This window comes from Aeromonas bestiarum (assembly GCF_000819745.1).
In the GTDB taxonomy this organism is placed as follows: domain Bacteria; phylum Pseudomonadota; class Gammaproteobacteria; order Enterobacterales; family Aeromonadaceae; genus Aeromonas; species Aeromonas bestiarum.
In genome coordinates this window covers 36,441-53,064 of sequence record NZ_CDDA01000005.1, presented here as the reverse complement: position 1 = coordinate 53,064, position 16,624 = coordinate 36,441, and the positions used below count along the sequence as shown (strand labels likewise).

Annotated in this window: 14 protein-coding genes and 1 tRNA gene; 9 read left to right on the top strand and 6 right to left on the bottom strand. The window is 61.5% G+C overall.

The window, feature by feature from the left end:
- Positions 1 to 150 precede the first annotated feature (150 nt).
- From BN1118_RS00980 to BN1118_RS00965, 4 genes are all read right to left on the bottom strand, one after another.
- Entirely contained in the window at positions 151 to 642 is a 492-nt protein-coding gene (locus BN1118_RS00980; protein WP_042870238.1) for an arginine repressor, read from the bottom strand.
- A 201-nt stretch (positions 643 to 843) separates the two neighbouring features.
- Positions 844 to 1,308 carry an aspartate carbamoyltransferase regulatory subunit gene (gene pyrI, locus BN1118_RS00975; RefSeq protein ID WP_005318436.1) on the bottom strand — a complete coding sequence of 155 codons (465 nt, stop codon included), beginning with the start codon at positions 1,306 to 1,308 and terminating at the stop codon, positions 844 to 846.
- A gap of 17 nt (positions 1,309 to 1,325) precedes the next feature.
- Complete coding sequence (gene pyrB / locus BN1118_RS00970) at positions 1,326 to 2,246, bottom strand: aspartate carbamoyltransferase (protein ID WP_043554170.1); 921 nt, start codon at positions 2,244 to 2,246, stop codon at positions 1,326 to 1,328.
- Between the two features lie 274 nt (positions 2,247 to 2,520).
- Positions 2,521 to 3,063: a hypothetical protein gene (locus BN1118_RS00965; protein WP_043554168.1), complete on the bottom strand. Its 543-nt coding sequence runs from the start codon at positions 3,061 to 3,063 to the stop codon at positions 2,521 to 2,523.
- Positions 3,064 to 3,264: 201 nt separating this feature from the next.
- On the opposite strand from BN1118_RS00965, the gene BN1118_RS00960 reads away from it, so the two are divergent.
- The 3 genes from BN1118_RS00960 (at position 3,265) to BN1118_RS00950 (ending at position 7,175) form a co-directional block, all read left to right on the top strand.
- Positions 3,265 to 3,341: transfer RNA gene (locus BN1118_RS00960), tRNA-Trp, on the top strand.
- 318 nt (positions 3,342 to 3,659) lie between these two features.
- Positions 3,660 to 5,030, top strand: coding sequence for a phosphatidylserine decarboxylase family protein (locus BN1118_RS00955; protein WP_043554166.1), 1,371 nt, complete (start codon positions 3,660 to 3,662; stop codon positions 5,028 to 5,030).
- A 255-nt stretch (positions 5,031 to 5,285) separates the two neighbouring features.
- Positions 5,286 to 7,175 carry a methyl-accepting chemotaxis protein gene (locus tag BN1118_RS00950; RefSeq protein WP_043554164.1) on the top strand — a complete coding sequence of 630 codons (1,890 nt, stop codon included), beginning with the start codon at positions 5,286 to 5,288 and terminating at the stop codon, positions 7,173 to 7,175.
- Between the two features lie 63 nt (positions 7,176 to 7,238).
- Here the strand turns inward: BN1118_RS00950 and BN1118_RS00945 are convergent, their stop codons facing one another.
- Positions 7,239 to 7,751, bottom strand: coding sequence for a lipocalin family protein (locus BN1118_RS00945; protein WP_043554162.1), 513 nt, complete (start codon positions 7,749 to 7,751; stop codon positions 7,239 to 7,241).
- A gap of 18 nt (positions 7,752 to 7,769) precedes the next feature.
- The gene (locus BN1118_RS00940) at positions 7,770 to 8,672 is read right to left on the bottom strand and encodes an AraC family transcriptional regulator (protein WP_043142706.1); all 903 of its coding nucleotides are present in this window, start codon (positions 8,670 to 8,672) and stop codon (positions 7,770 to 7,772) included.
- Positions 8,673 to 8,817: 145 nt separating this feature from the next.
- Between BN1118_RS00940 and yqhD the strand changes: the two genes are divergently transcribed.
- The 6 genes from yqhD (at position 8,818) to BN1118_RS00910 (ending at position 16,544) form a co-directional block, all read left to right on the top strand.
- Complete coding sequence (gene yqhD, locus BN1118_RS00935; protein ID WP_043554280.1) at positions 8,818 to 9,981, top strand: alcohol dehydrogenase; 1,164 nt, start codon at positions 8,818 to 8,820, stop codon at positions 9,979 to 9,981.
- A gap of 507 nt (positions 9,982 to 10,488) precedes the next feature.
- On the top strand, positions 10,489 to 12,012 hold the full coding sequence (locus tag BN1118_RS00930) for a Re/Si-specific NAD(P)(+) transhydrogenase subunit alpha (protein ID WP_043142703.1): 1,524 nt from the start codon (positions 10,489 to 10,491) through the stop codon (positions 12,010 to 12,012).
- Between the two features lie 11 nt (positions 12,013 to 12,023).
- Positions 12,024 to 13,508, top strand: coding sequence for a Re/Si-specific NAD(P)(+) transhydrogenase subunit beta (pntB, locus tag BN1118_RS00925; protein ID WP_043142701.1), 1,485 nt, complete (start codon positions 12,024 to 12,026; stop codon positions 13,506 to 13,508).
- 96 nt (positions 13,509 to 13,604) lie between these two features.
- A complete protein-coding gene (locus tag BN1118_RS00920; protein ID WP_043142699.1) occupies positions 13,605 to 14,357 on the top strand; it encodes a substrate-binding periplasmic protein in 753 nt (250 codons plus the stop codon).
- 185 nt (positions 14,358 to 14,542) lie between these two features.
- A complete protein-coding gene (locus BN1118_RS00915; protein ID WP_209428853.1) occupies positions 14,543 to 15,211 on the top strand; it encodes a helix-turn-helix transcriptional regulator in 669 nt (222 codons plus the stop codon).
- 25 nt (positions 15,212 to 15,236) lie between these two features.
- Entirely contained in the window at positions 15,237 to 16,544 is a 1,308-nt protein-coding gene (locus tag BN1118_RS00910; protein WP_043554160.1) for an L-cysteine desulfidase family protein, read from the top strand.
- Positions 16,545 to 16,624: the final 80 nt, after the last annotated feature.

The window sequence follows — 16,624 nt, the reverse complement described above, 5'->3', positions numbered from 1 at the left end:
AAGACGACATGAAACGGGAGCCAGTGGCTCCCGTTTTTTATGGCCGAGAAATGAGACAGGACGGGGAATCCGGCGCATGAGCTCGCAATCAGGTGGCAAGACAACAAAAAGGCGACCCCGGGGTCGCCTTGTGCATTCAGGGGAGGAACGTCAGCGCGCCTGCTCCAGGGTGCGCACCACGGCCGCGTGGGCCAGGCGGGTGCGGCTGATATGGCGCGGCGCGACCAGCACCACATCGTTGCCGGCGACGGCGCCCATGATCTCGGGATTGGCGTTGCGATCCAGCAGGCGGGCCACCACGGTGGCGGCGCCCGGGGTGGTGTGAATCAACACCATCTGCTGGTTGTGCACCACCTCGCGCACCATGTCGTGGATGGAGCGGGTGCTGCCGGCGGGCTCCAGCTGCTCGTCCACCAGGGTGTAGACCTTCTTGCCGTTGGCATTCTGGGCCTTGGCCACGCCGAGGCGGCGCAACAGACGGGAGATGGTGGACTGGCTGATGTCGGCAAAGCCGCGCTCCGCCAGCTCGCGGCGGATCTCCTCCTGGGTGCTGTAGCAGTGCTGGCCGATGATCTGGCGACAGGCATCCAGCTGGGCCAGATCGGGCTCTTGTTCAACGGGACGACTGAGGGTTTTGACCACGGCGATTTCCTTTGACTGTGACCGAAGGCTATCGCTCGAAATCTGCCATCAATGCCTTTTAATAGCTAAAAGTTCTGATGGAAAGGAGTGAGGCAGGGAATGAGCGATGTTTAGCCTTTATAGGATGGCAAATTATAGCTAAACGGAAAATCTGTGATGTGACAGGGGTCAAAAATGGGCCCCACAGGGCCCATTCAGATATCAGTAACGTTCGCTGACTATGTCCTGGGTGAAGGACTTCTCGCAGTATTTGCACTTCATGCGCACCACGCCTTTCACCTCCCGCACCCGGAAGTAGCTGTCCACCGGCTCGTTGTGGGAGATGCAGTTGGAGTTGGGGCAGTGGAACACGCCCGTGATGAACTCCGGCAGTTCCAGCTGGTGCTTCTTCACCACGGCGAAGTCTTCGATGATGTTGACGGTCGCCTTGGGGGCAAACAGGGCCAGCTGGTTGGCCTGCTCCGCGGTCAGGCGGGTGTTCTCTATCTTGATGAGATCCTTCTTGCCCAGCGCGCCGGATTTCAGGTTGAAGCCAACGGTGATCCGCTCCTGGGTCTCGATCAGCTGGAACAGCTTGAGGATCTTGATGCCCTGGCCGGCGGGGACGTGGTCGATGACGGAGCCGTGACGGATGGCTTCGACTTGCAGTTGATTCTTCTCGGACATGATATTCCCCTTTTCCCTTAGACGGTTTCGTTCAGTACCAGAGCCAGCAGTGCCTGGCGCGCGTAGACCCCGTTTTCCGCCTGCTGGAAGTAGTAGGCGTGGGGAGTCTTGTCGACCGCGACCTCGATCTCGTCGACGCGGGGCAGGGGGTGCAGGATCTTCATGGTGGGCTTGGCCCCTTCCAGGGTGGCCAGCTCCAGCACGAACTTGGCGGCCATGTGCTTGTACTCAGTCTCGTCGAAGCGCTCTTTCTGGACCCGGGTCATGTAGAGGATGTCGAGTTCAGGCATCACCTCTTCCATGGTCTCGTGCACGCTGAACCGTATGCCCTTCTCTTCCAGCTCTTCGCAGATATAGTCCGGCATCGCCAGTGCTTCCGGGGAGATGAAGAAGAAGCGGCAGTTGAACAGACTCAGGGCCTGGGCCAGAGAGTGGACGGTGCGGCCGTACTTGAGGTCGCCGACGAAGGCCACGTTGAGGCCGTCGAGCTTGCCTTGCGTCTCGTGGATGGAGAAGAGGTCGAGCAGGGTCTGGGTCGGATGCTGGTTGGAACCGTCACCGCCGTTGATGACCGGTACCCGGGAGAACTCGGAGGCGAGGCGGGCGGCGCCCTCTTTCGGGTGACGCATCACCACCGCATCGGTGTAGGAGCCGATGATCTTGATGGAGTCGGCCAGGGTCTCGCCTTTCTTGGCGCTGGTGTTGCCACCGTCGGCGAAGCCGATGATGTTGCCGCCCAGGCGCTGGACCGCGGTCTCGAACGACAGGCGGGTACGGGTGGAGGCTTCGAAGAAGCAGCTGGCAACCAGCTTGTCTTTCAGCAAGCGGGTGTCGGGCTCGGCCTTCAACCGCTGTGCGGTTGCGACCACCAGTTCCATGTCGGGCCGGGTCAGGTCCGAAATGGAGATGACATGTTTCTTATAAAGTGGATTGGTCATCGTCTGCATTCCCTTTGACATCAATGAAGGTTTTTCGGGCACAAAAAAAAGCCCCTGAAACAGGGGCTTTTTTTAAAAATAACTGGGGATCTGTGGGTCGGGAACCGGAAACAACGGGGCCGCTCTGGTGCGCTCCACCCGTCTGCAAGGCTGTTTTATAAATCAAAAACTGCATCGTCTCGTCTCGACCTTTTTCAAAACCGGACAGATTATAGAGTCGCATTTTGAATTGTCAAAAATTTATTTCAAAGGCAAGATTTGCGCAGGAAAACGTTTAAGTGTCGTGAACGGGTCGGCAAACCCACACGCTGTGTTCCGCTTGCAGGGGCAGGGCATCTTCGGCCATGCAGCGCAGATAGGCGAGTCTGTGGTGTCCTTCCAGCAGGCAATAGGGTTGCGGCAGCGGCTGTCCGTCCGGGTAGCGGCTATCCGGCGCGGGGGCCAGCACTATGATGGGTTCGGACCAGGTGCCCTGGGTCAGCATGTATTCGCCGAGCCAGGATCGACGCACGTAACGATTGTGGCGCAGCATCTCGCCCCAGCGGTCGATCACCTCCATGTGGCGGGAGCCGGTCTGCTCAATGATCCTGGCGGTGGGCCAAGCCTCGCACTCGAACTGGTGACGGGCCAGGTCGAGAAAGCTCCAGTTGGACTCAAAACCGCGCCAATGGCGATAAATCCATTGGGAAAGCACGCTATGGGGAATGAAGGGCACCCGCGGGGCGACCCGGTCGAGATAGTCGGGCAGGGACTCCGTCTTGCGTTCATCCCTGAAGTTGAGCGGTGCCAATTGTTGGAGCAAGCGGTAATTGAGCATGAGTAGCCTCCCGGATCCAGACTTAACCCTACCCCCATTTATGTGGCTTTCCTACCCTGACAAGGCTGTAAATACAGCAAGTTACCCCGTCAGGCTGCGAAAATTGCCGCGAGTTGCTCGTCATTTGTGCAATCGAATCGAAAGTGAGAAAAAAGCCTTTACCTTTGAACCCGGCTTTGTATAATTCGCCTCGTTTGTTGCAGGGGCGTAGTTCCAATTGGTAGAACAGCGGTCTCCAAAACCGATGGTTGCGGGTTCGAGTCCTGCCGCCCCTGCCATTTTCAGAAAAGCCAGCTCATTGAGCTGGCTTTTCGCATTTCTGCGTTCCCGGTTTTCCTCCCGTCACACCTGCTCCTATGGTTGCCGTTTTACGGCGGCGTCAGCCTGTTCCCGGCGCCTCTTTCCCTTCAGATCCCGCCCCGCCCCTGACCGCTAGTCGTTATTGCGCCAATTTGCCCTGTCGTTTCTGGCAATCGTGCTTCACGGGCTCGTGTGCTACACCACATGGGCGGTGTCATTGCGTGTTGATGGCAAACCGGTAGCCAATGCTCAAGCCGTGGATTGTGGGCGTGAACATCATTTGAGGAGATAGACTCATGAACAAGGCAGTTGAAACCCGACTGAACAAGTCTCGCCCCGGCGGCTGGGTGCCACAGGATAGTGCCCATATCGAGCGCTGGATCCGGCGGATCAGGCACTATGTCGCCAACCAGCCGAGCGCGCTTGTGCCGCCCATCGCCGAGCTGCGGGATCTGGTCAACGCCGACCCTTCGCTGCACGCCCAGGCCGAAGCCATGTTCAAGGAGGCCTGGCGCCACAAGCACCTGACCCCGCTCGGTCAGGTCGAGGTGCGATCCTTCGAGGAGTTTCTGGGGCTGCTCAACGGCATCATGACCACGGCCCCCGAGGCGTATCAGGACATTCCGACGCACGAGCCCTCCGGCCTCATAGGTTTTCCCATCAATGCGCTGCTCGACTGGCCCATGGCGACCCAGTCCGGTTATCACTTCTTCGCTAACGCTCTGATCAACCAGCAGTTCAAGAAGATCCTCGATTACTGGGCGCTGTTTCTGCAAAGCCCGGCTTCGCGTTACGTGCTGAACGAGCCGGTCAGCCGGCTGGATCATGAGACACTGGTGGTGCCCTGGCTTGGCAAGGTGGCCAAGGCCGAGATGGTCAAGGTGGCGACCGGCGCCCTGGGTGAGGGCCCCAATCCCACGCCAGCCAGCTTTGAGCAGATTTTCCAGTGCGATCCGGCGGCCGAGTATCATGGCTTCGGCAGTTGGGATGGGTTCTTCACCCGCACCTTCCGCCCCGGTGTGCGGCCTGTCTCGGCGCCGGCGGATGACAACGTCATCGTCAACGCCTGCGAATCGGCGCCGCTGCAGGTGAGAAAAGAGGTGAGCAGCAGCGATCAGTTCTGGCTCAAGGGTCAGCCCTATTCGCTGGACAACATGCTCGACTTCGACGATCTGGCGCCTCGCTTCGACGGCGGCACCGTGTATCAGGCCTTCCTCAGCGCCCTCAGCTATCACCGTTGGCACAGCCCGGTGAGCGGCACCATTCGCAAGGTGCGCGTGGTCAACGGCACCTACTATCTGGAGAACCAGTTCGAGGGCTTTGTCGACCCGCAGGGGGCGGATCCCAGCGCCCCCAACAACTCGCAGCCCTTCCTCACCTCGGTGGCGACCCGGGCGCTGATCTTCATCGAAGCCGACAACCCCAAAATCGGGCTGATGTGCGTGGTGCCTGTGGGCATGGCCGAGGTGTCGAGCTGCGACATCACTGTGCGGGCGGGGGACAGGGTGAAGAAGGGGGATCAGCTCGGCATGTTCCACTTCGGCGGCTCGACCCACTGCCTGCTGTTCCGCCCCGGGGTCAAGCTGGAGTTCGACTTTTACGGCCAGACCCCGAGCCTGGATGCCGGCAACATGCGGCTCAATACCGCCATAGCCCGGGTGCGCTAGCGCGTTTTTCTGCGGGTTGAATGCACGCTGGCCACCTCCTGGAGGTGGCCTTTTTTACACCTGCTGGGGGGGCATCAGTCGGGGTTTTGAGGGGATTTTCCCATGCCGGATGGCAAGGGGCATTGCCAGGGTTCACTTACTGATTTATTTAAAATCAACGGATTGAAATTCATGGATCGGGATTTTCTGTCGATATAGTCCACACAGGGCGTGCAGCTTTGTTTGACGCCATTGAGACAGCCATAAGGATATCCCATGAATCTCTCCCTTCGCGGCAAGTTGTTGGCCACCAGTCTTGGCGTGGTCCTGATCACGGTCTGCCTGCTGGGCATGACCGCCTTCTATACCCTGAAAAACCAGACCCTGAGCGCCATCGACAGCGAGGCGCGCAATTATGCCAGCGCCTACGCGGAGGGGATAGGCAAATGGATGCAGGACAGGCGCGAGAGCCTGACCGCCCAGGTCGATGTCATCGCCAGCCACCCGACCTCCGAACTGGTGCCCCATCTGCAGCAGACCCTGCGCTCCGGCGGCTTCGGGCTGGCCTACTACGGCTCGGAGGAGGGGGTGATGACCCGCAACGATCCCTCCCTCAACAAGGGCAACTATGACCCGCGCGAGCGGCCCTGGTATCAGGACGCGGTCAAGGCGGGCAAGCTCATCATCACCGAACCCTATGTCAGCGTGACCATGCAGCAACTGGTGGTGACCCTGGCCGAGCCCGTGATGCAGCAGGGCCGGCTGGCCGGGGTGGTCGGTGCCAACCTGGCGCTGGAACAGCTCATCAAGGATGTGCTGGCGATGCGGGTACAGGGGGATGGCTACGCCATGCTGCTGGACAAGGGTGGCCTCATAGTCGCCCACCCGGACAAGGCGCTGGCGCTCAAGAAGAGCCAGGATCTGGCACCTGAGCTGGATGCCGGCCGACTGGTGAGCATGAGCCAGCAGGGCGGCCTGCAGCTGGTGCAGATCGGCGGACGGGATGCCCAGATGCTGGTACTGCCCATTCCCAACACCGACTGGTTGCTGGCCATGGTGATGCACGAGGATGTGCTGATGGCGCCGCTGCAGAGCCTGCTGTGGGAGCTGTCACTCATCAGTGCCGGCCTGATCCTGGTATTCGGCCTGGTGCTGACCAGTACCTTCAAGTTCCTGTTCCAGGATCTGGGGCGGGTGGCCGGGGCCTTGCACGACATAGCCCACGGCGAGGGGGATCTCACGGTTCACATCAATACCCGCAGCAAGGATGAGGTGGGCCAGCTGGCCGAGAGTTTCAACCAGTTCGTGGCGCGGCTGCACGGCATCGTCAGCCGCCTGCGTGACGTGACCCTGGAGCTGACGGCCCAGTCCCGCACCCAGGCGGCTGGAGCCCAGGCCCGTAGCCAGCGGGTGCGCCAGCAGCAGGACGAGATCGTCATGGTGGCGACCGCGGTGACCGAGATGGCCTCCGCCACCCAGGAGATTGCCGGCAACGCCGAGTTCGCGGCCACCACCTCCGGCGATGCGGTCAAGCTGGCCGTCGCCGGTCAGTCCCAGGTCGGCCAGAGTCAGCGCAGTATCACGGGGCTGGCGGACGAGGTGGCCGATGCCAGCCAGATCATTGTGGAGCTGGATGCCCACGCCCAGAAGATCAGCGGCATTCTGGCCACCATCAGCGGCATCGCCGAGCAGACCAACCTGCTGGCGCTGAACGCTGCTATCGAGGCGGCCCGGGCCGGTGAGCAGGGGCGCGGCTTTGCGGTGGTGGCGGACGAGGTGCGGGTGCTGTCGCGCCGTACCCACGACTCCACCGACGAGATCCAGCAGATGATAGAGACGCTGCAGCAGACCACTCGTCGCGCCGTAGGGGGCATGGAGACCAGCCGTCAGCTGGCGGGCACCAGCGTGGAGGATGCGGAAGCCGCCAATCTGAGCCTGGGGCAGATCAACGAGGCGATCGGCGCCATCAGCGACATGGCGACCCAGATAGCGGCGGCGGCGGAGGAGCAGACCTCGGTCACCAGCGAGATCAGCCGCAACACCGAGAACATACGCCACGTCTCCCAGGAGCTGGCCGAGCAGGCCAATCAGGAGGCGGCCCAGGCCGCCGAGCTGAAGGCGCTGACCGAGCGGCTGGAGCAGGAGATAGGCCGCTTCCGGCTCTGATCATCCCGCCACTCCATCAACAGAAAGGGCAGCCCGCGGGCTGCCCTTTGCCATTTATGGCGTTTATCCCGGCTGTTTGACCCAAATCAGCTGGTCGGTGGCAAAACCCAGCCCTTTGGCCTTGGCGATCAGCGCATCCACCTTGGCTTTCGGCGGCTTGGGGGAGCGGGAGAGGATCCAGAGGTAGTCGCGGTTGTAGCTGGTCACCAGGGAGAGCTGGTAGTCGGGGTCCAGATCGATGATGTTGTAGCCGCCGTAGAAGGGGCCGAAGAAGCTCACCTTGAGCCGCGCCTCGTCCGGCTTGCCCACGAAGTAGGCCTTGCCCTCGGCCTCGCGCCAGCTGCCATCGCTCTGTTTGCCGCGATTGATCACCCTGACGCCGCCATCGTCACGCAGGCTGTAGCTGGCGCTCACCTCTTCCAGTCCCCGCTCGAAGCTGTGGTCCAGGCGGGCTATCTCGTACCAGGTGCCGAGGTAGCGATCGAGCTGGAAGCCGGTGACGGGACGTATGCCCTCGGCCACGCCGGTACAGGCCGTCAGCAGCAGGGCGGTGAGCAGGCAAAGCAGTGAACGCATAGGTAATCTCCCTCGTCTTTATCCTTCGATGATGCGCAGCTGGCCATCCCGAAAGCGGGAGGCCTGATCCGTCGGCGTGCTGCCGAAGAAGCGCTTGTACTCCCGGCTAAACTGGGAGTTGCTCTCGTAACCGACCCTGGCCGCCGCGGCACCGGCCTTGATGCCGTCGTGCAGCATCATAATGCGCGCCTTGTGCAGGCGAAACGACTTGATGTACTGCAGCGGCGAGGTGGCCGTGACCGCCTTGAAATGGTGGTGAAAGGCGGAGACGCTCATGTTCACCTCCCGCGCCAGCTCCTCCATGGTGAGGTTGTCGGCGAAGCGCGACTCTATCATACGCAGCACACGAGCGATCTGGCCCACATGGTTGTGACGGTTGGCCAGCGCCTGCAGCGCCGGGCCGCCGCCCTCGTGCAGGGCGTAGAACAGCATCTCCCGCACCGTCTGCGGTCCCAGCACCCGGGCGTGGTGGGGCTTGTCCATCAGGTCGATCAGCCGCTCGGCGGCGCAGAACATGGCCTCCGACAGGGGCACCGAATGCACGCCGCTCTTCTGTGGGGCCGGGGCGGGCAGGGCGTCGCCCAGCTCCAGCAAGAGTGCCTGCAGGGTGACCAGATCGATCTCGAGGGAGAAGCCGATGAGAGGCTGCTCGGGGGAGGCGAAACACTCGCACTCGCACGGCAGCGGCAGCGTCATCAGCAGGTAGTGGTTGGGGTCGTAGCGAAACACCTGATCCGCCAGATAGCCCACCTTGTGCCCCTGCAATATCACTATCATGCGTGGCTGGTAGAGCACAGGGGTGCGGCCGTGGTACTCGGTGGTGTAGATGAGGTTCACCTGCTCCACCGGAGAGGGGGTGATGCCGGGGGCCGTGACGTGACGGGTCAGCTTGGCGGCGAGGTCGGCGTAGCGGCTCTGCATTGTCTCTCTTTTGTTGTGGTTCTGGCCGTTTTGTAGAAATAGGCAAGAATCAAGCAGGATGTTGTCTTGATGGTAGAGGCTGTCTGGAGAAAAATGCAATCACATTTCGCGGCCAGACCGCTCGGAACATGAAAAGGCAATGTCGATGAACAATTTTACCCTGCATACCCCGACCAAGATCCTGTTCGGCAAGGGCCAGGTTGCCCAGTTGCGCGAACAGCTGCCCCCCGATGCCCGCATCCTGATCACCTATGGCGGTGGCAGCGTGGTGCGCACCGGTCTGCTGGCGCAGATCCGCAGCGAGCTGGCTGGCATGACACTGTTCGAGTTCGGCGGCATCGAGCCCAACCCCACCTATGAAACCCTGATGGGGGCGGTGGCGCTGGCCCGTGCCGAGCGCATCGACTTCCTGCTGGCCGTCGGCGGCGGTTCCGTGCTGGACGGCACCAAGTTCATCGCCGCCGCCGCCCACTACGACGAGGCCAGAGATCCCTGGCACATACTCGAGACCGTGGGCAACGAGGTGCGCTCCGCCATCCCGCTCGGCGCCGTGCTGACCCTGCCGGCCACAGGTTCCGAGATGAATATGGGCGCCGTGGTGACCCGTCGCAGCACCGGCGACAAGGTGCACTTCTTCTCGCCCTTCGTGATGCCGCGCTTCGCCGTGCTGGATCCCGTGCTCACCTACACGCTGCCGGCCCGCCAGGTGGCGAATGGCGTGGTGGATGCCTTCATCCACATTCTGGAGCAGTACCTCACCTATCCGGTCAACGCCAAGGTGCAGGATCGCTTCGCCGAAGGCCTGCTGCTGACCCTGGCCGAGGAGGGCCCCAAGGCGCTGCTGGAGCCGGAAAACTACGAGGTGCGTGCCAATATCATGTGGAGCGCCACCCTGGCCCTCAACGGCCTGATCGGGGCCGGTGTGCCGCAGGATTGGGCGACCCACATGCTGGGCCACGAGCTGACCGCCCTGTACGGTCTCGACCACGCCCAGACCCTGGCGGTGGTGCTGCCCGCCCTGCTGCAGGCCAAGCGCCAGCAGAAGCATGCCAAGCTGCTGCAATACGCAGAGCGGGTGTGGGATCTGCGCAGCGGCAGCGAGGAGGATCGCATCGACGGTGCCATCGCCGCCACCCGTGACTTCTTCGAGCGGATGGGGGTCAAGACCCGGCTGCGGGACTACGGTGTCGCCTCGCTGGGGATAGACACCCTGATCGGCAAGCTGGCGGAGCACGGCATGACCGCCATCGGTGAGCACGGCGACATCGACCTGGTACAGAGCCAGCATATTTATGAAGCGGCCTGGTAAGGGCGTCGCGGCAGGGCATCAGGATCGAAACGATTGAACCTAAGGGGCCGGATCCTGCCATTTGGCGGGGGATCGGCCCCTTGTCTGTTACAAAACAGTTACTTTTTCCACTTTCACCCCGATATCTGTGATCGGAGTGAATTTCGTAAGAACAAAAAGCGCTAAGATAGAGGGCCGGTAAAACATTTTTTTTGACTGGTTGGATCACTTTTTCCAGCGCTTTTTACTGGTATAAGTCGCTAATTTGGTTTGTTTTTTTAAATCATGCTCCGGGATGGGCTGAATTCTGTACGCGCACCATCGGGACTGCGGTTGTAATAAAACTCCAAAATTTGATACTAATCACCTTCGCGCCTGAAAAGCGGGGGCCTGGCCATGACAGGAGGTTGAGGTAAAGCCTACTGATTTTCATAACAAAGGGCCCGTGACCAGCACTTTGGTCATGTCTTGTTTCGCCAGAAATGCGACACTGGGCAGCGATTGTTTATTAACCATCAGGGAATAGTCATGCAGATTGGAATACCGAGAGAGAGTCTCGCCGGTGAGACCCGGGTCGCAGCGACCCCGGCCACCGTTGAGCAGCTGAAAAAGCTCGGCTTCGAGGTCGCCATCGAGGCCGGTGCCGGCCAGCTGGCCAGCTTCGATGATGCCGCCTTCGAGGCTGCCGGTGCCAGTGTGGTGCCGAGCGTCTGGCAAGCCGACCTTATCTTCAAGGTCAATGCGCCGACCGATGCCGAGATCGCACAAATTAAAGATGGTGCCACCCTGGTGAGCTTCATCTGGCCTGCCCAGAACCCTGAGCTGGTCAAGAAGCTGTCCGAGCGCAACATCAATGTGATGGCGATGGACATGGTGCCGCGGATCTCCCGTGCCCAGTCCCTCGACGCCCTCTCCTCCATGGCCAACATAGGCGGCTATCGCGCCGTGGTCGAAGCCGCTCACCAGTTCGGTCGCTTCTTCACCGGTCAGATCACCGCCGCCGGCAAGGTTCCGCCTGCCAAGGTACTGGTGATCGGTGCCGGCGTGGCCGGCCTGGCTGCCATAGGTACTGCCGGTTCCCTCGGCGCCATAGTGCGGGCGTTCGATACCCGTCTGGAAGTGGCCGAGCAGATCGAATCCATGGGGGGTGAATTCCTCAAGCTGGACTTCGGCAGCGAAGACGGTGCCTCCAGCGATGGTTATGCCAAGGTCATGTCCGATGAGTTCATCGCGGCCGAGATGGCGCTGTTTGCCCAGCAGGCCAAGGAAGTGGACATCATCATCACCACGGCCCTGATCCCGGGTCGTCCGGCGCCCAAGCTGATCACCAAAGAGATGGTCGACAGTATGAAGCCGGGTTCCGTGATCGTGGATCTGGCGGCGGCCACCGGCGGCAACTGTGAATACACTGTGCCGACCGAGCTGTTCGTGACCCCCAATGGCGTCAAGGTGATAGGTTACACCGATCTGCCGGGTCGTCTGCCCGCCCAATCCTCCCAGCTCTACGGTACCAACCTGGTCAACCTGATGAAGCTGATGTGCAAGGAGAAGGACGGTCAGGTTGCCATCAACTTCGAAGACGTGGTGCAGCGCAACATGACGGTGATCCAGGCCGGTGAAGTCACCTTCCCGCCGCCCGCCATCGCCGTCTCCGCCGCGCCGCAGAAGCCTGCCGCTGCCCCGGTCAAGAAGGCCGAGGCGAAGCAGCCGTCCAACAAGAAGTTCGTGTTCGGTGCTCTCGGCATCGCCGCCTTCGGTTGGGTCGCAGCCGTGGCGCCTGCTGCCTTCCTCTCTCACTTCACCGTATTCATCCTGGCCTGCGTGGTCGGTTACTACGTGGTGTGGAACGTCTCTCACGCCCTGCACACGCCGCTGATGTCGGTCACCAATGCCATCTCCGGCATTATCGTGGTCGGTGCCCTGCTGCAAATCGGGCAAGGGTCGACTTTGGTCACCGCATTGGCCTTTATCGCCGTGCTGATTGCCAGTATCAACATCTTCGGTGGCTTCACAGTCACTCAGCGCATGCTGAAGATGTTCCGTAAGGATTAAGGGGGTTTAACGTGTCTCAAGGACTGGTAACAGCATCCTATATCGTTGCCGCCGTGCTCTTCATCCTCAGTCTCGCGGGACTGTCGAAGCAAGAAACGGCCAAGCATGGCAATTTGTTCGGTATCGCGGGTATGGCCATCGCCCTGCTCGCCACCGTCTTCAACCCGGAAACCAGTGGCGTGCACTGGATCATCCTGGCCATGGTCATAGGTGGTTCCATCGGCGTACGGCTGGCACTCAAGGTCGAGATGACCGAGATGCCCGAGCTGGTCGCCGTACTGCACAGCTTCGTGGGCATGGCGGCAGTGCTGGTGGGCTTCAACAGCTTCATCGATCTGCACCCGTCTGCTCCCGCCGAGGTGGTGGTTTCCGTCGGTTCCAACCTGGATGCGACTCTGGCTGCGGCCCGGGCGGCGTTCGAACAGGCGGCCAGCGTCGCTCAGGTCGAGCACCTCTCCGGCGCCATGCTGAACATCCACCTGGTCGAGATCTTCCTGGGCGTCTTCATCGGTGCCGTGACCTTCACAGGTTCCGTGGTTGCCTTCGGCAAGCTGCGTGGTCTCATCTCTTCCAAGCCGCTGATGCTGCCGCACCGTCACAAGCTGAACCTGCTGGCCGTGGTGGCCTCGCTGGTACTGATGATCTCCTTCGTCAACGCCGGTGGCTCTACCTTCGCCCTGCTGGTGATGACCCTGATCGCGTTCGCCTTCGGCTGGCACCTGGTGGCCAGCATAGGTGGTGCCGACATGCCGGTCGTGGTCTCCATGCTGAACTCCTACTCGGGTTGGGCGGCGGCGGCGGCGGGCTTCATGCTCTCCAATGACCTGCTGATCGTGGTCGGTGCCCTGGTGGGTTCCTCCGGTGCGATTCTGTCTTACATCATGTGCAAGGCGATGAACCGCTCCTTCATCTCGGTGATCGCCGGTGGCTTCGGCTCCGACGGCGTAGCCTCCACGGCCGACCAGGAGATGGGCGAATACCGCGAGACCAACGCCGAGGAAGTGGCTGACCTGCTGAAGAACGCCAGCTCCGTCATCATCACCCCGGGCTACGGCATGGCGGTGGCGCAGGCCCAGTACCCCGTGGCCGAGATCACCCACAAGCTGCGCGAGCGCGGCGTCAAGGTGCGCTTCGGTATCCACCCGGTGGCCGGTCGTCTGCCAGGCCACATGAACGTGCTGCTGGCGGAAGCCAAGGTGCCTTACGATATCGTGCTGGAAATGGACGAGATCAACGAGGACTTCAACGATACCGACGTGGTATTGGTGATCGGTGCCAACGACACAGTCAACCCGGCCGCCATGGAAGATCCGGGCAGCCCCATCGCCGGCATGCCGGTGCTGGAAGTGTGGAAGGCGCAGAACGTCATCGGCTTCAAGCGTTCCATGAACACTGGCTACGCCGGTGTCCAGAACCCGCTGTTCTTCAAGGAGAACACCCAGATGCTGTTTGGCGATGCCAAGGCCAGCGTCGAGGCGATCCTGAAAGCGCTGTAAGCGTGGTTCGGGAAAGACAAAAGGAGGCTCAGGCCTCCTTTTTTATTACTTACTTTTTGGTATATCCTCAGCCAATGCATGGGTGGAGAGAACGGCATGGTATGGCGTAAAGGATGGATCCTGATCTGCCTCTGGTGGGGTTTGGCGGCACAGGCAGCTGAACAGCCAACCCTGACCCTGTTGACCGAGTTGTGGCCGCCTTATGTGATGCGGCTCGATGACGGCAGCCTGGGGGGCGCCGATCTGGAGCTGGCCCGCACCGTGCTCACGCGGATGGGTTATCGCACCACGGTCAAGGTGCTGCCCTGGAAGCGGGTGTTGCAGGAAGCCAGGTTGCAGCAGGGGGATGGCATAGTCGATGCCTTCTTCGAGGAGCGGCGACTGGAGTGGCTGCACTACCCGGATGAACCCCTCTCCCAGAGCGGTGAAGTGATCTTCTTCCCCCTGGACAAACCCGTGGATTACCGGAGCCTGGCCAGCCTCAAGGGGCTGCGCGTCGGCACCCAGACCGACTATGCCTATGGCGAAGCCTTCCTGACCGCCGCCGGGTTCACCCGGGTTCCCATGACGGGGGAGAGCAACATGATCAAGCAGTTGCACCTGATGATGGCAGGGCGGCTCGATGCCGTTGTGATGAACCAGATGGTGGGCCGCTACCTGGTCAGGGGGCAGGGGCTGCAGGATCAGATCGGCCATAGCGACAAGACGGTGACCGACAGCAACCGCAACTTCCTCGCCTTCACTCACAAGCCCGGCCACGAGAAGCTGGCCTATCAGTTCTCCCTCGCCCTCAAGGCCTTCAAGCAGACCCCAGAGTACCAGGCCCTGTTGACTCGCTACGGACTCTGAATCGGGACGTTCAGGTTCCGTCTGTTGAGCCCTGCGACCCGTTCAGACCCTGCCGTTGTGCGCCAGTTCACAATCTGTGGCGCTTTGCCGCCAGTTGGGCATAATGCCTGCGAAAAAGCGATGAGGCTCAACTTTATTTGAGTCCCTTTGCTTTAGAGTTACCCCAAGTTGACTGGATGATCCCTATGATGCAGGCCACCCCATTACGCCAAGCCAGTGCGCTGACCGATGAAGAGCGCCACCTGATCGCCAGCTTCGAACCCGCCGTGGAGGCGCTCTCCGCCCTGTTCGGCCCAGGTTGTGAAGTGGTGCTGCACGCTTTCGACAGCTTGCATGCCTCCGTCATCAAGATCGCCAACGGCCATATCACAGGCCGGGGGGAGGGGGCCCCCGTCACCGACTTCGCCCTCAACAAGCTGCAGAGCGCTGCGGGCAGTCAGTGGAGCAGCTACTTCTCCCGCACTCGCGAGGGGGCGTTGCTCAAGTCCTCCTCCATCACCATCAGCAACCGGGAGGGCAAACCCGTCGGCATGCTGTGCGTGAACTTCAGCCTGGATACGCCGCTCGGCGCCCTGCTCGATACCTTCTCGTTGCCCGCCGCGCCGGCGCCGCTCAACAACGAGACCTTCGCCAGCTCGGTGGACGATCTGGTGGCCCAGGTGATCGACAAGGTGGATCAGGATGCCAGCCTCGGCAGCAGCGTGCGCAACAAGGCGATCGTGCACCGGCTCTACGACATGGGCATCTTCGAGATCAAGGATGCCGCTCAGCTGGTGGCCGAGATGCTAGGCATCTCCCGTCATACCGTCTATCTGCATATCCGCAACCGCAAAGCGGATCTGACCGAACAATAAGAGCCCGCCCGTGGGCGACATGAACATGAGAAACATCGCAATGAAAGCACAATGGACCGACTTTATTACCCTGCTCAAGCGTGAAGTGGTGCCGGCCCTGGGCTGCACCGAGCCCATGTCGGTGGCGCTGGCGGCGGCCAACTGCCGCAAGCTGCTGGGGCAGGATCCGACCCGCGTCAGCGTCTGGGTCAGCGGCAACCTGTTCAAGAACGGCATGGGGGTCGGCGTGCCCGGCACCGGCATGATAGGGCTGCCGGTGGCGGCGGCGGTCGGTTTCACGGGGGGCAATCCGGATGCGGGGCTGGAGGTGCTCAATACCCTGACCCCGGCCCAGGTGGAGGCTGCCAAGGCGCTGCTGCCCATCATCAAGGTGGACGTGAAGGATGTGGCTGACGTGCTCTATGCCGAGGTCTTGGCGGAGGTGGAGGGCCACAGCGCCCGTGTGGTGATCTGTACCGACCACACCCGCATCGTCTTGATGGAGCTGGACGGCGAGGTGCTGATGGAGCAGGCCAGCGCCCCCGGCGTGCAGATCCAGCCCGCCAAGTCCGGCAAGCCCGCCATGACGCTGCGCGAGATAGTGGCGTTTGCGCTTGAGGTGCCGCTGGCTGAGATCGACTTCATTCGCGCCGCAGCCACCATGAACCAGGCGCTGGCGGATGAAGGGCTGCAGGGTTATGGCTTGCAGATCGGCAAGATCCTGACCGAGCAGGTGGAACGCAAGCTGCTCTCGGACGATCTGATGACGCTGGCCATGCGGCTCTCCTCGGCGGCCTCCGATGCGCGCATGGACGGCGCCATGCTGCCCGCCATGTCCAACTCCGGCTCCGGCAATCAGGGCATAGCCGCCACTATGCCGGTGGTCGCCGCCGCCCGCTTCCTCAAGGCGAGCGACGAGCAGCTGACCCGGGCGCTGGTGATGAGCCATCTGGTGGCCATCTACATCAAGACCCATCAGAACAAGCTGTCGGCCCTCTGCGCCGCCAGCACGGCTGCCATGGGGTCGGGGGCCGCCATCACCTGGCTACTGGGCGGCCAGTTCGAGCAAATTAGTCACTGCATCAACAACATGATCGGTGACGTTTCCGGTATCATTTGCGACGGCGCGGGCAGTGCCTGTTCCATGAAGGTCTCTACCTCCACCTCGGCGGCGGTCAAATCGTCGCTGATGGCCATCAACAATCTGCACGTACCCCAGAGCGAAGGCATAGTCTCCGACGACGTGGACCAGACCATAGCCAACCTGGGCCGCCTCTCCAAACTGGGGATGCTGGATACAGATATCGAGATCATCAACATCATGCGGGCCAAACAACAGGGCAAGGCCCAGTGATGCAAGGGGTGGCGCAAGCCACCCTCTGTTTTTCTGTCTGCTGACGCCGCCCCGGCCACGGGGCGTCCGATGCGGTTGAT

What these genes read in the sequence shown, in the direction of transcription:
- pyrB (WP_043554170.1), bottom strand. Translation starts at nt 2,246, where the DNA reads ATGACCAATCCACTTTATAAGAAACATGTCATCTCCATTTCGGACCTG.
- pyrI (WP_005318436.1), bottom strand. Translation starts at nt 1,308, where the DNA reads ATGTCCGAGAAGAATCAACTGCAAGTCGAAGCCATCCGTCACGGCTCC.
- BN1118_RS00930 (WP_043142703.1), top strand. Translation starts at nt 10,489, where the DNA reads ATGCAGATTGGAATACCGAGAGAGAGTCTCGCCGGTGAGACCCGGGTC.
- BN1118_RS00945 (WP_043554162.1), bottom strand. Translation starts at nt 7,751, where the DNA reads ATGCGTTCACTGCTTTGCCTGCTCACCGCCCTGCTGCTGACGGCCTGT.
- BN1118_RS00910 (WP_043554160.1), top strand. Translation starts at nt 15,237, where the DNA reads ATGAGAAACATCGCAATGAAAGCACAATGGACCGACTTTATTACCCTG.
- BN1118_RS00965 (WP_043554168.1), bottom strand. Translation starts at nt 3,063, where the DNA reads ATGCTCAATTACCGCTTGCTCCAACAATTGGCACCGCTCAACTTCAGG.
- BN1118_RS00915 (WP_209428853.1), top strand. Translation starts at nt 14,543, where the DNA reads ATGATGCAGGCCACCCCATTACGCCAAGCCAGTGCGCTGACCGATGAA.
- BN1118_RS00955 (WP_043554166.1), top strand. Translation starts at nt 3,660, where the DNA reads ATGAACAAGGCAGTTGAAACCCGACTGAACAAGTCTCGCCCCGGCGGC.
- yqhD (WP_043554280.1), top strand. Translation starts at nt 8,818, where the DNA reads ATGAACAATTTTACCCTGCATACCCCGACCAAGATCCTGTTCGGCAAG.
- BN1118_RS00920 (WP_043142699.1), top strand. Translation starts at nt 13,605, where the DNA reads ATGGTATGGCGTAAAGGATGGATCCTGATCTGCCTCTGGTGGGGTTTG.
- BN1118_RS00950 (WP_043554164.1), top strand. Translation starts at nt 5,286, where the DNA reads ATGAATCTCTCCCTTCGCGGCAAGTTGTTGGCCACCAGTCTTGGCGTG.
- BN1118_RS00940 (WP_043142706.1), bottom strand. Translation starts at nt 8,672, where the DNA reads ATGCAGAGCCGCTACGCCGACCTCGCCGCCAAGCTGACCCGTCACGTC.